This is a genomic window from Kineococcus deserti (assembly GCF_050871945.1).
GTDB lineage: Bacteria > Actinomycetota > Actinomycetes > Actinomycetales > Kineococcaceae > Kineococcus.
Window position 1 is genome coordinate 1 of record NZ_JBJLSI010000052.1, and the last position, 11,865, is coordinate 11,865.

General features: G+C 73.5%; 13 protein-coding genes. 7 read left to right on the forward strand and 6 right to left on the reverse strand.

Annotated features, from left to right (window positions below; genetic code table 11):
• Positions 1 to 140: 140 nt before the first annotated feature.
• Positions 141 to 1,013, reverse strand: coding sequence for an aminodeoxychorismate lyase (locus tag ACRYR2_RS23825; protein WP_432565385.1), 873 nt, complete (start codon positions 1,011 to 1,013; stop codon positions 141 to 143).
• Positions 1,014 to 1,044: 31 nt separating this feature from the next.
• On the reverse strand, positions 1,045 to 1,923 hold the full coding sequence (locus ACRYR2_RS23830) for a LysR family transcriptional regulator (protein ID WP_432565386.1): 879 nt from the start codon (positions 1,921 to 1,923) through the stop codon (positions 1,045 to 1,047).
• 93 nt (positions 1,924 to 2,016) lie between these two features.
• On the opposite strand from ACRYR2_RS23830, the gene ACRYR2_RS23835 reads away from it, so the two are divergent.
• Entirely contained in the window at positions 2,017 to 2,379 is a 363-nt protein-coding gene (locus ACRYR2_RS23835) for a nuclear transport factor 2 family protein (protein ID WP_432565387.1), read from the forward strand.
• Between the two features lie 9 nt (positions 2,380 to 2,388).
• Here the strand turns inward: ACRYR2_RS23835 and ACRYR2_RS23840 are convergent, their stop codons facing one another.
• Positions 2,389 to 3,027 carry an MBL fold metallo-hydrolase gene (locus ACRYR2_RS23840; RefSeq protein WP_432565388.1) on the reverse strand — a complete coding sequence of 213 codons (639 nt, stop codon included), beginning with the start codon at positions 3,025 to 3,027 and terminating at the stop codon, positions 2,389 to 2,391.
• A 117-nt stretch (positions 3,028 to 3,144) separates the two neighbouring features.
• Here ACRYR2_RS23840 and ACRYR2_RS23845 point away from each other — a divergent pair, with 117 nt between their 5' ends.
• The 5 genes from ACRYR2_RS23845 to ACRYR2_RS23865 all read left to right on the forward strand — a co-directional run bounded on the left by ACRYR2_RS23845 (position 3,145) and on the right by ACRYR2_RS23865 (position 8,920).
• Positions 3,145 to 4,641: an NCS1 family nucleobase:cation symporter-1 gene (locus ACRYR2_RS23845; RefSeq protein ID WP_432565389.1), complete on the forward strand. Its 1,497-nt coding sequence runs from the start codon at positions 3,145 to 3,147 to the stop codon at positions 4,639 to 4,641.
• On the forward strand, positions 4,638 to 5,375 hold the full coding sequence (locus ACRYR2_RS23850; protein ID WP_432565390.1) for an aspartate/glutamate racemase family protein: 738 nt from the start codon (positions 4,638 to 4,640) through the stop codon (positions 5,373 to 5,375). The genes ACRYR2_RS23845 and ACRYR2_RS23850 overlap by 4 nt, the downstream gene beginning before the upstream one ends.
• A 4-nt stretch (positions 5,376 to 5,379) precedes the next feature.
• Entirely contained in the window at positions 5,380 to 6,105 is a 726-nt protein-coding gene (locus ACRYR2_RS23855) for a GntR family transcriptional regulator (protein ID WP_432565391.1), read from the forward strand.
• Entirely contained in the window at positions 6,102 to 7,445 is a 1,344-nt protein-coding gene (allB, locus tag ACRYR2_RS23860; protein WP_432565392.1) for an allantoinase AllB, read from the forward strand. Before ACRYR2_RS23855 ends, allB begins: the two co-directional genes overlap by 4 nt.
• Positions 7,446 to 7,519: 74 nt before the next feature.
• Positions 7,520 to 8,920 (forward strand): aspartate aminotransferase family protein, encoded by a 1,401-nt coding sequence (locus ACRYR2_RS23865; protein ID WP_432565393.1) that lies wholly within the window; start codon positions 7,520 to 7,522, stop codon positions 8,918 to 8,920.
• Between the two features lie 41 nt (positions 8,921 to 8,961).
• Here ACRYR2_RS23865 and ACRYR2_RS23870 read toward each other — a convergent pair whose 3' ends face one another.
• Positions 8,962 to 9,651 carry an SDR family oxidoreductase gene (locus ACRYR2_RS23870; protein WP_432565394.1) on the reverse strand — a complete coding sequence of 230 codons (690 nt, stop codon included), beginning with the start codon at positions 9,649 to 9,651 and terminating at the stop codon, positions 8,962 to 8,964.
• Positions 9,652 to 9,745: 94 nt separating this feature from the next.
• On the opposite strand from ACRYR2_RS23870, the gene ACRYR2_RS23875 reads away from it, so the two are divergent.
• Positions 9,746 to 10,129, forward strand: a complete 384-nt coding sequence (locus tag ACRYR2_RS23875) for a DUF2200 domain-containing protein (protein WP_432565395.1) — start codon at positions 9,746 to 9,748, stop codon at positions 10,127 to 10,129.
• Here the strand turns inward: ACRYR2_RS23875 and ACRYR2_RS23880 are convergent.
• Both ACRYR2_RS23880 and ACRYR2_RS23885 read right to left on the reverse strand, forming a co-directional pair.
• Positions 10,120 to 10,956: a PhzF family phenazine biosynthesis protein gene (locus tag ACRYR2_RS23880; RefSeq protein WP_432565396.1), complete on the reverse strand. Its 837-nt coding sequence runs from the start codon at positions 10,954 to 10,956 to the stop codon at positions 10,120 to 10,122. The two genes, ACRYR2_RS23875 and ACRYR2_RS23880, sit on opposite strands and share 10 nt — an antisense overlap.
• Positions 10,957 to 10,981: 25 nt before the next feature.
• Positions 10,982 to 11,863, reverse strand: a complete 882-nt coding sequence (locus ACRYR2_RS23885) for an alpha/beta hydrolase-fold protein (RefSeq protein ID WP_432565397.1) — start codon at positions 11,861 to 11,863, stop codon at positions 10,982 to 10,984.
• Between the last annotated feature and the right edge of the window lie 2 nt (positions 11,864 to 11,865).

The window sequence follows — 11,865 nt, forward strand, 5'->3', positions numbered from 1 at the left end:
CCCCCCCCCCCCCCCCCCCCCCCCCCCCCCCCCCCCCCCCCCCCCCCCCCCCCCCCCCCCCCCCCCCCCCCCCCCCCCCCCCCCCCCCCCCCCCCCCCCCCCCCCCCCCCCCCCCCCCCCCCCACCCTGGCCACGCCCCGTCACTCGTGGACGGTCAGCAGGTGGTGCAGCAACTCGGCCTGCAACCCCGCGTCCCACGGGCGCGGGGTTCCGTCGAGGCTGCGGATCGGGGCGGCCAGGCGGCCGCTGGACAGCAGCCACAACGCGTCGGCCGTCAGGAGGTCGTCGCGGGTGAGGCGGTCGACCTCGGCGCGGTCACCGCGCGCCGTGGCCCAGCCGAACGCGCGGCCCTGCGTCGTCCCTTCCAGGATCCCGAGTTCGGGGGGGGTGGTGACCCAGCGGTCGGCGAACCTGGCCAGCACCGTGGAGTTCGGGCCCTCCAGCACGTCACCGTCGCTGGACACGAACACCACGTCGTGGGCGCCGTGCGCGCGGGCGTACCGCAACGAGGCCATGTTCAGCGCGTACGACAACGTCTTGGCGCCCTGCAGCAACCACGGCGCCCGCGTCACGACGTCGCTGGGGTAGGCGCGCTCGAGGACGAGGACGTCGATGCCCTGGCCGCGCTCTCGCGAGTAGTCGGTGGCGGGGAACACGTGCACCCAGCCCGTGGGCACGCCCGAGCCCTCCACACCGCGGGTCAGGACGAGTTTCGCCAGCAGTTCCGCACGGGGTTCGTGGGCCGCGGCGGCCCGGCGCACCGCGTCGGCCCAGACGGCCGCGTCGGGGGTGGGCAGGTCGACCATCGCGGCGGACCGGGCGAACCGGGTCAGGTGGTGGCGCAGAGCCTGCGGCACCCCGTCCACGACGTTGATCGACTCGAAGACGCCGTCGCCACGGGTGGCGCCGAGGTCGTCGACGCGCAGGTGCGGGGCCGTGGGGTCGGCGGGCGCGAACGACGCCGTGCCGTCGGGGGCGACCGACATCAGGAACAGGACGGGGCTGCTGGGCACGCGACCATCCTGCCGCTCACCGGCCCACCCGTCAGCCGGGGGTGCCCGCCCGCACCAGCGCGGTGAACGCCCGGGTCGCCGGCGAGGGGAACTCCCGCCGCCACACCACCTGCACCCGGCCGACGAGCCCGGGCCGCACGATCCGCAGGGCGCGCAGCCCCTCGGCCAGCGGCGCGTACGACGCCGGTACCACCGCGACGCCGAGCCGCTGCCGGGCCAGCGCCGCCAGCAGCACCGGGGAGTTCGCCTCCAGATCGATGCGCGGGCGCAGACCGTGGGCGGCGCACGCCTCGTCGAGCACGGTGCGCATGCCGCCCCCGCGCGGGACGGCGAGCAGGGGCTCGGAACACAGGTCGGCCAGGGCCACGGTGCGCCGCCGCGCCCAGCGGTGGCCGGGTGCCACGAGCGCCGACAGCGGTTCGGTCGCGACGGTGTGGCAGGCGAGGTCGGCGACCGGGGCGTCCGCGGTGGCCGTCCAGGCCACGTCGAGCGTGCCCGCCCGCACGGCCGCCAGCAGGGTCGCGGCGTCGTCCTCGGTGACGGACACCTCGACGTGCGGCGCTCGCCGGCGGAACTCGCTGAGGAGTTCCGGCATGTCCATGCCGTTGCTGGACGACAGCATGCCGACGCGCAACGTGCCGCGCAGCAGGCCGGCGAGCTCGGCGACGCCGTCGGCCACCGCGGCGGCCGCCGCCAGCGCGGCGCGGGCGTGCGGGAGGGCCGCCTGCCCGGCGGCCGTCAACGTCGCACCGCGTGCGTGACGCACGAACAGCGCCTGCCCCAGTTCGCGTTCGAGGTTGCGGATCTGCGCGCTGACGCCGGGCTGGGCCACCAGCAGGCGTTCGGCGGCCCGGGTGAAACCTCCCTCGTCGACGACGGCGACGAAGTGCTCCAGCGCCCGCAGCTCCATCACGTCATCGTATGGCTGAGGTCAGGAACTGGTCTTGGACTTCTGGGCGCACCCCGGTGAGGCTGGAGGTGTCCCCGACGAGAGGAGAAGACCGTGACCACCGCACCGACCACCCCGCGCGAGCACGCCGAGAGGTACTTCGCCGGCTGGAACGCGCAGGACGCCGGGGTGCTGCGCCCGCTCTTCGCGCCCGACGTGACGTTCCGCGGGCCGATGGGCGCCGCGCACGGACCCGACGAGTGCGTCGCGGGGCTGCTGGGCATGCGCGAGGGGTTCCTGCAGGAGGTCGTCGTCGACCGGATGCTGGCCGACGGCGAGGAGGTCCTCACCTGGTTCGAGATGCGGACCCGGCTCGAGGGCGTCGAACCGTTCCCCGTCGTGAACCGGATGCACGTCGGTCCCGGGGGCATCGACCGGATCCGGGTGGTCTTCGACCCCCGTCCCCTGCTGGGGTGAGGACCGGACTCAGAAGGTCAGGGGCGCGCCGGTGTCCCGGACGTCGAGGCCACCGAGGTTGCGGACGTGCCCGGCGTAGGTGGCCCGCCCCGGTGGGGCGAGCAGACCGTCGTGGATGAGCAGCCCGGTCGGCGCCCCGACGGCGCGCACGAAGTCGACCGTCTCCTTCGACGCCGCCCACGGCGCGTTCAGCGGGACCGCGAGCACGTCCACGCCCTCGGGGACGGCCTCGTAGGAGTCACCGGGGTGGAACAACGTCGGCTCACCCTCGGCGGAGACCAGCAGGCCGATGTTCCCGATGCGCGGGACGTCGGCGTGGATGACGGCGTGCAGGCCGCCGACCGCCCCGATCCGGGCGCCACCCAGGACGACCGACTCGCCGGGGTGCAGGGGGGCGGTGCCCAGACCCGATTCGGTCAGCGACGCCGCCGTCTCGGGCTCGGCGCGCAGGGCGACCCCGTCGTTGGCCTCGAGCAGCGTCGCCAGTCGTTCGACGTCGACGTGGTCGGGGTGGGCGTGCGTCACCACGATCGCGTCGAGGTCCTCCAGCTCCTCGAAGCCGTGGCTGTACACGCCCGGGTCCAGCAGGAACCGGGCGGCACCGGTCTCCACCAGCAGGCACGAGTGGCCGTAGTGCGTGACGCGCATGGCCCAGGAATATATCCGCGAGGTTACAAGCGCGAAACCTGTGGCCCCTAGCGTTCCTCCCACGCCGGTCCGACCCGGTGCGCCCCGTGGTGGGCACCCCAGAGCGCAGGAGCTGCCATGACCGAGGTGACCCGGGCCGAGGTGGAACTCGCCGGCCGTCCGCACGCAGCAGGTGACGGACTGGTCAAGGACGGGTACGACCCCCGTCTGACGAACTCCGACCTCGCCCCGCTGAAGCAGCAGCACTGGAAGTCGTACAACTTCTTCGCCTTCTGGATGTCCGACGTGCACAGCGTCGGCGGCTACGTGACGGCGGGCAGCCTGTTCGCCCTGGGACTGGCGGCCTGGCAGGTGCTCATCGCCCTGGTGGTGGGCATCGTCGTGGTGTACCTGCTGTGCAACCTGGTGGCCAGACCCAGCCAGGTGACCGGGGTTCCCTACCCGGTGGTGTCGCGGGTGTCGTTCGGGGTGCTCGGGGCCAACGTCCCGGCCGTCATCCGCGGGCTCATCGCCGTCGCCTGGTACGGCATCCAGACCTACCTCGCCTCCAACGCGCTGGTCCTGCTCGCTCTGAAGGTCGACCTCGGCCTGGCGCCGTACGCCGACGTCGACCAGCACGGCTTCCTCGGCCTGAGCACCCTGGGCTGGGCGGCGTTCGGCGTCATGTGGGTCCTGCAGGCCCTGGTGTTCTGGCGGGGCATGGAGGCCATCCGCAGGTTCATCGACTTCTGCGGCCCGGCCGTCTACGTCGTGATGTTCGCCCTGGCCGCGTACCTGGTCACCGAGGCCGGTGGGTTCTCGAACGTGTCGCTGAACCTGGGGTCGGTGGAGCACACGGGGATCGGCGCGATCGGCGTGATGCTCTCGGCGATCGCCCTCGTCGTTTCCTACTTCTCCGGGCCCATGCTGAACTACGGCGACTTCGCCCGGTACGGGCGGACCATGGGGGCGGTGAAGAAGGGGAACTTCCTCGGCCTGCCGGTGAACTTCCTGGTGTTCGCCGTCCTGTGCGTCGTGACCGCCTCGGCCACCGTCCCGGTCTACGGCGAACTCATCACCGACCCGGTCGAGACGGTGTACCGCCTCGACGGCATCACCGTCGCCGTCCTGGGCTGCCTCACCTTCATCATCGCCACGATCGGCATCAACATCGTCGCGAACTTCGTCTCGCCCGCGTTCGACTTCTCGCACGTGGCGCCGCAGAAGATCAGCTGGCGGGCCGGCGGGATGATCGCCGCCGTCGGGTCCGTGCTCATCACGCCGTGGAACCTCTACAGCAGCCCCGAGACGATCCACTACACCCTGGACACGCTCGGTGCGTTCATCGGCCCGCTGTACGGCGTCCTCATCGCCGACTACTACCTCGTCAAGAAGCAGCTGATCCACGTCGACGACCTGTTCACGATGGACCCCGAGGGGGCGTACCACTACACGAACGGCTGGAACCCCGTCGCCGTCGGGGTCACCGCGTTCGCCGCCCTCGTCGGCATCGCCGTCGTCGTCTTCGCCGGCGCCACCGCCGCGAGCTTCACCTGGTTCATCGGCGCGGTCCTCGCCTTCGGCCTGTACCTGGCCCTGAAGAACTCGATCCCCACGAAGGCCGCGGTCCGGTGACCACGGTCCTGGTCGTCAACGTCAACACGACGCAGGCGGTGACCGACGTCATCGCGGCCGCCGCCAGGTCCGGGGTGTCCGCGACGACCAGGATCGTGGCCCTCACCCCGCGGTTCGGTCCCGCCTCGGTGGAGTCGAACTACGAGAGCCACCTGTCCGCCGTCGGGGTGCTCGACGCCGTCCAGGGGTTCGACGGGGAGTTCGACGCCGTCGTGCACGCCGGTTTCGGCGAGGTCGGCCGGGAGGCGTTGCAGGACGTCCTGACCGTCCCCGTCGTCGACATCACCGAGGCCGCCGCGCACACGGCCTGCCTGCTCGGGCGCAGCTTCGGCGTCGTGACGTCGCTGGACCGCACCACCCCGGCCATCGGCGACCGGTTGCTCCTGGCCGGTCTGGCCGGTCGGTGCGCCGGGATCCGCAGCGTCGACCTGCCCGTCCTCGACCTCGAGGCGAACCCCGAGGTCACCGTCAAGGCCTTCGTCGAGCAGGCTCGCCGGCTGGTCGAGGAGGACGGCGCCGAGGTCGTCTGCCTCGGCTGCGCCGGGATGGCCGGGGTCCACGAGGCGGTCGCGGCCGCCCTGGACGTCCCCGTCGTCGACGGCGTCGCCGCCGCGGCCCGGCTCGCCGAGTCGCTCGTGGGCCTCGGCCTGTCGACGTCGAAGGCCCGCAGCTACGCTCCGCCACGAGCCAAGGACGTACGGGGGTGGCCCCTGCGTGGGGGAGAGGCAGGCTGACCGGATGGGCGCAGGAGCACGGCCGGTGCTGGACGCCATCCGCAACGACATCGTCGAAGGTGTCGTCCCGCCCGGTTCGGCCCTCGAGGTCGACGCGCTCGCCGCTGCCCACGACGTCAGCCGGATCCCGGTGCGCGAGGCGCTCATGACGCTCGTCGGGGAGGGACTCGTCGACCACCAGCCCCGCCGCGGGTACACGGTCGCGTTGCTCGCCGACGGAGAACTGGCCGAACTGTTCGACGTGCGCGGAACCCTGGAACTGGCGGCCCTGCGGGTGGCGGTGCGCCTCGGCGGCCCCGACGACGTCGCGGCGGCGCGCGCGGCGCACGAGGCGCTGCAGCGGGCCGCCGCGGCCGGGGACGAACGCGAGTACCACCACCACAGCCGCGCCTTCCACGCCGCGCTGACCCGACCGTCGGCCATGCCGCGACTGCTCGGCGTCTTCGAGCGGATCTGGGACCTGACCGAGCCGTACCGGCCGATGGACGACCTGGAACCCCGCGAAGCCGAGCGCCTGCACCGCGACCACGTCGCGATGCTCGAGGCCTTCACGACCGGGGACGCCGACCGGCTGCTGGCCGTCGCGACCACCCACCACGAGAACCTCTCGGCCAGGGTGCGGGCCCGCCCCTCCGCCACCGCGGCCCGGGTACCCGCGCCGCCGGTGCGTCGCAGCCGGCACCGCACACTGGGGGCGCAACGGACCGGTGGAGCGGAGGGCTGGACGTGACGGTGGACCTGGTGCTGCGCGCGGGGCGTGCGGTGGTGGACGGCGAGGAGCGCGCCGTCTCGGTGGGCGTGCGCGAGGGGCGCATCGTCGACGTGGAGGCGTCCGACCACGTCTGGTCCCTGTCGCCGCGGGCAGGACGTGAGGTCGTGCTGGCCGACGACGAGGTCCTGCTGCCGGGCCTGGTGGACACCCACGTGCACGTCAACGAACCGGGCCGCACCGAGTGGGAGGGTTTCGCCTCCGCGACCCGCGCCGCGGCCGCCGGCGGCATCACCACGATCCTGGACATGCCGCTGAACAGCATCCCCGCGACGCTGGACCCCGGCGCCCTGGCGACCAAGAAGGCCGCCGCGGCCGGCCAGTGCGTGATCGACGTCGGGTTCTGGGGCGGGGCGGTCCCGGGCAACGCCGACCAGCTGCGGCCCCTGCACTCCGCGGGGGTGTTCGGGGTGAAGTGCTTCCTGCTGGACTCCGGCGTCGCCGAGTTCCCGCCGCTGGACGCGGCCGGGCTGGACGCTGCGCTGACCGAGCTGGCCCGCTTCGACGGGTTGCTGCTGGCGCACGCCGAGGACGCCGAGGAGATCGCGGCGCACGCGAACTCCGGTGGTGCGCGGTTCGCCGACTTCGTCGACTCCCGCCCGGCCAGCGCGGAGTCGATCGCCGTGCGCACGGTCGCCCAGGCCGCCGCCCGCGCCGGAGCCCGCGCGCACGTGGTGCACCTGTCGTCGGCGGCCGGGCTGGCCGAGATCGCGGCGGCCAAGGCGGCCGGGACGCGGATCACGGTGGAGACGTGCCCGCACTACCTGACCCTGGACGCCGACTCGGTACCCGACGGGGACACGGCGTTCAAGTGCTGCCCGCCGATCCGCGACCGGGCCGAGCAGGACGCGCTGTGGGCCGGGCTGCTGGACGGCACGATCGACTGCGTCGTCTCCGACCACTCCCCGTGCACCGCGGAGCTGAAGCGGCTGCAGGAGGGCGACTTCGGCACGGCGTGGGGCGGGATCGCCTCGCTGCAGATCGGGCTGCCGGTGGTGTGGACCGCGGCGCGTGAGCGGGGGGTGCCGCTGGCCACGGTGGTGGGCTGGATGTCGTCGGCGACGGCGGACCTGGTCGGGTTGGCCGACCGGGGCCGGATCGCGGCCGGGAACGTGGCCGACTTCGCCGTCTTCGCCCCCGAGCAGGAGTGGGTCGTGCAGGCCGAGGCGCTGCAGCACAAGAACGAGGTGACGCCCTACGCGGGGCGGGCGCTCAGGGGCGCGGTGCGCTCGACGTGGCGGCGCGGGAGGGTCCTGGACCTGGACGCCGCACCCGCCGGCGAACTGCTCACCCGGCCCTGACTCCCGCCGCTCCCTGCCGTCGGGGGCGGCCCGGTGGCAGGATCGGCGGGAAGGACACCACGAGGAGGTTCGCCATGACCGTGACCGAGCAGACCGTTCCGGGATCGGGGGCGTCGGACCTGACGGCCGCGGCCCGCGACCACCTGTGGATGCACTTCGCCCGGATGGGCGCCTACCAGGACACCCCGGCGCCGGTCATCGTCAAGGGCGAGGGTGCGTACGTCTGGGACGACAAGGGTCACAAGGTCCTCGACGGGCTGTCCGGCCTGTTCGTCGTGCAGGTCGGGCACGGCCGCGCCGAACTGGCCGACGTGATGGCGGAGCAGGCGCGGGACCTGGCGTTCTTCCCCGTGTGGGGGTACGCGACCGAACCGGCGATCGCGCTGGCCGACCGCCTGGCCGGGTACGCCCCCGGCGACCTGAACCGGGTGTTCTTCACCACCGGCGGCGGGGAGGCGGTGGAGAGCGCGTGGAAGGTGGCCAAGCAGTTCTTCAAGCTGACCGGCAAGCCGATGAAGCACAAGGTGATCTCCCGGGCGATCGCCTACCACGGCACTCCCCAGGGGGCGCTGGCCATCACCGGGTTGCCGGCGATGAAGCAGGCGTTCGAACCGCTGACCCCGGGCGGTTTCCGGGTGCCGAACACGAACATCTACCGCGCCGAGGCGATGGGCGCGCCGACCGGGCCGGTGGCGTTCGGGAAGTGGGCCGCCGACCGCATCGAGGAGGCCATCCTCTTCGAGGGCCCGGACACCGTGGCGGCCGTGGTGCTGGAGCCGGTGCAGAACTCCGGTGGCTGCTTCACCCCGCCGCCGGGGTACTTCCAGCGCGTGCGGGAGATCTGCGACCGGCACGACGTGCTGCTGGTGTCGGACGAGGTGATCTGCGGTTTCGGCCGGCACGGGACGATGTTCGCGTGCGAGAAGTTCGGCTACCAGCCCGACATCATCACCTGCGCCAAGGGGATGAGCTCGGGGTACGGGCCGATCGGCGCGATGATCACGACCGACCGCGTCATGGAGCCGTTCCTGCAGGGCAAGAACTTCTTCCCGCACGGCTACACCTTCGCCGGCCACCCCGTCTCGGCCGCGGTCTCGCTGGCGAACCTCGACATCTTCGAACGCGAGGGCCTGAACCAGAACGTCCTCGACCACGAGCAGGCCCTCGGGAACACGCTGAAGAAGCTCCTGGACCTGGACATCGTCGGTGACGTCCGCGGCGACGGGTACTTCTGGGCCGTCGAACTGGTCAAGGACAAGGCGACGAAGGAGACGTTCGGACCCGCCGAGCGGGAGACGCTGATCAGGCAGTTCCTGCCGCGCGCGTTGTTCGGCAACGGCCTGTACTGCCGTCCGGACGACCGGGGGGAGCCGGTGATCCAGGTGGCGCCGCCGCTGACGTGCGGGCCGGCGGAGTTCGAGGAGATGGAGCAGATCCTGCGGGCCACGCTGACGGAGGCGATGACGCTGCTCTGACGTGGGTACCCGGGGGACGCGGCGGTGCGTCCCCCGGGGCGTCAGGGTTCGCGCGCGGTGAGGTCGATGCGGCTGATGCACGCGTGCGGGGGCGCGCACACCGCGTAGGCCACGGCTGCGGCGACGTCGCCGGGTCGCAGCAGGGACTCCGGGCGGGTGCGGCCCCGGTCGCTGCCCAGGGCAGCTCCCGAGGCCACCATCCCCGGGTTGACGATCGTGACGGCCACCCCCCGGGCGCCCACCTCGGCGCGCACGGCACCGGCCAGCCCGGTCAGTCCGTGCTTGCTGGCCACGTAGGCCGCGTTGTGCGGGAACGCCTGGTGGGCGGCGGTCGACCCGATGAGGACCAGGGAACTCGGCGCGGACCGCAGCAGCCACGGCAGCGCCAGACGCGACAACCGGGCGGCCGAGGAGAGGTTGACGTCGAACACCTCGTCCCAGGTGTCGAGGTCGGCCTCCTCGGCGTCGCACCAGTCGAAGACGCCGGCCGCGTGGACCACGGTGGTCAGGGGCGGGGCGCAGGTCGCGAGCGCCTCCTCGACCGCCGCGCGGTCGCGCAGGTCGACCTCGTGGACCGCTGCCGCGGGGAAGCGCGGAGCCAACGCGGCCCGGTCGCGACCCCACACGTCCAGCGACCAGCCGAGGTCCTCGAGGCGGTGGGCGATGGCGCCGCCGATCTCGCTGGAGGCGCCGACGACCACGGCGGTGCCTCTCGGGGTGGGCTCGGACACCCGGGCAGTCTGACGGCCCGGCCCTGACCGGTCCAGCACCGGAGCCGGGATGGGTAACCTCGGATCGACCGAGCAGGCGTCGTGAGGGGGCATCGTGGCCAGGCACCGCATCTTCGGCGTGAGCTTCGCCAGCATCCACCCGCTGTACGTGGCCAAGGTGGAGCGCAAGGGTCGCAGCCGGGCCGAGGTGGACGAGGTCGTCTGCTGGCTCACCGGCTACGACGCCGCGGGACTGCAGGCGGCCATCGAGGCCGAGGTCGACCTCGAGACGTTCTTCGCGCAGGCTCCCGCGATGAACCCGGACGCCGCGCAGATCACCGGCGTCGTCTGCGGGATCCGGGTGGAGGAGATCGAGGATCCACTGATGCAGCGGATCCGGTGGATGGACAAGCTCGTCGACGAGGTGGCGCGCGGGAAGAGGATGACCTCGATCCTGCGCGGGAGCGGGACGGCGGAACCCGTGTCCGGTCAGAACTGAGCGGTTCCCGCCAGCACGACCTGCGCGGTACCGCCCACCCACACCTGCCCGCCCTCCCGCACGACACGCACCCGCCCGGTGCGGCCGAGCGCCGTGCCCTGCGACGCCGTGTACTGCTCGGGCAGGTCGGTCAGCCACTGCCCGATCCCCGCGTTGAGGCTGCCCGTGACCGGGTCCTCCTCCAGCATCCGCCCGTCGGGGGAGGCGATGAGCGCGCGGACCTCGACGGCACACGCGGAACCCGCCGGGTGGTTCCCGACGACGCCGACGGCCAGGCCGGCCAGTTCCGCCGGGTCCGGGCGCAGGCCCAGCACGGTCGCCGCGTCGGGAACCCGGACGACCACCCACCCCGGGCCGTTGTCCAGGTGGGAACTCGCCACGACCTGGTCCTCGCAGAGCCCGAGGCCCCGGCGCAACCGCTCGAGCAGTCCGGGTTCCAGCGGCCCGGACCGCAGCAGCGGGGGAGCGGCGAAGCCGAGCCGGTCTGCCTCGATCCGGACGTCGACGAGACCGATCCCGCACTCCTGCACCACGACACCCTCTCGCCGCGGAACTCCGCCGGCGGCCAGCCAGGCGCGCGCCGAACCGAGCGTGGGGTGCCCGGCGAACGGGAACTCCTCGCTCGTGGTGAGGATGCGCACCCGGTAGTCGGCCTCGGGGGTCGTGGGGCGCAGCAGGAACGTCGTCTCGGACAGGTTCGTCCAGGTGGCGAAGCTGCGCAGCGTGGCGTCGTCGAGGTCGTCGGCGTCGTGCACCACCGCGACGGGATTGCCGCCCAGCGGCGAGCCGGCGAACACGTCGACCTGGGAGAAGGGGAGCGCGGCCACGGTCGCAGGGTAGGCGAGGGGCCCCTCAGCCGACGTGGTCGGCGGTGAACGCCAGCCAGCCGGGGACCAGGCTGCGCCAGTACCCCGTCGTGTGCGCTCCGTCGCCGATGCCGCCGGCGGGTTCGGGCTCGCACGCCGCGCGGTAGCGCTCGGTCTGCCGGCGGAACGGGTCGTCCAGGCCGCAGGAGACCGACAACGCGACGTCACCGGTGCCCGGTCCGCTCACGAGGTCGCCCCAGTTCCGCCAGTCCTGCGCGTCGTCGAACGCACCTGCCGACGTGGCACCCGCCGAAGCGAACAGCGCCGGGCTGGCGGCCGCGGCCGCCCGCAGCCGCCCGTCGACCTCGAACCGGCCCGCGGCGACCTCCCGCGCCAGCAGCAGGGCCCCGAACCCACCCATCGACCAGCCCGCCACCGCCCACCGGTCGGTGGCGAAGCCCGTGTCCGCCAGCCGGGGGAACAGTTCGGTGCGCAGCATGGCCAGCGGGTCGTCGCCGCCGCGGCGCGGGTGCCAGTAGGTCTCGCCACCGTCGACCGAGACGACCGCGAGCGGGGAACCCCCGTCGGCCACGTGCTGGGCGAGGAACCGGTGCATCCCGAGCTGGTCGAAGGCGGCGTGGGCGTCGGTGCCCCGGCCGTGCAGGACGAGCAGCACCGGCAGGTCCGCCGGGTCGCCGGTGGCCGCCCACCCCCAGGTGACGTCGCGGCCCCGGGCGGCCGAGGCGAACGTCGCGTAGGTCGGGTCGGCGCCGCCGGCCACGGGCACCGTCGCCTCGACCTGGCCGATGCCCAGCTCGCGGCGCAACGCGCTGCGCACGGGGGTGTCCACCGTGAGGGCACCGGCGGCCCCGAGGACGACCGCCCCCGCCCCGCCCAGGACCACCCCGCGTCGTGTCGCCGTCCGCACGC

Coding starts and splice junctions, on each gene's coding strand:
- ACRYR2_RS23865 (WP_432565393.1), top strand. CDS start 7,520: ATGACCGTGACCGAGCAGACCGTTCCGGGATCGGGGGCGTCGGACCTG.
- ACRYR2_RS23855 (WP_432565391.1), top strand. CDS start 5,380: ATGGGCGCAGGAGCACGGCCGGTGCTGGACGCCATCCGCAACGACATC.
- ACRYR2_RS23830 (WP_432565386.1), bottom strand. CDS start 1,923: ATGGAGCTGCGGGCGCTGGAGCACTTCGTCGCCGTCGTCGACGAGGGA.
- ACRYR2_RS23840 (WP_432565388.1), bottom strand. CDS start 3,027: ATGCGCGTCACGCACTACGGCCACTCGTGCCTGCTGGTGGAGACCGGT.
- ACRYR2_RS23845 (WP_432565389.1), top strand. CDS start 3,145: ATGACCGAGGTGACCCGGGCCGAGGTGGAACTCGCCGGCCGTCCGCAC.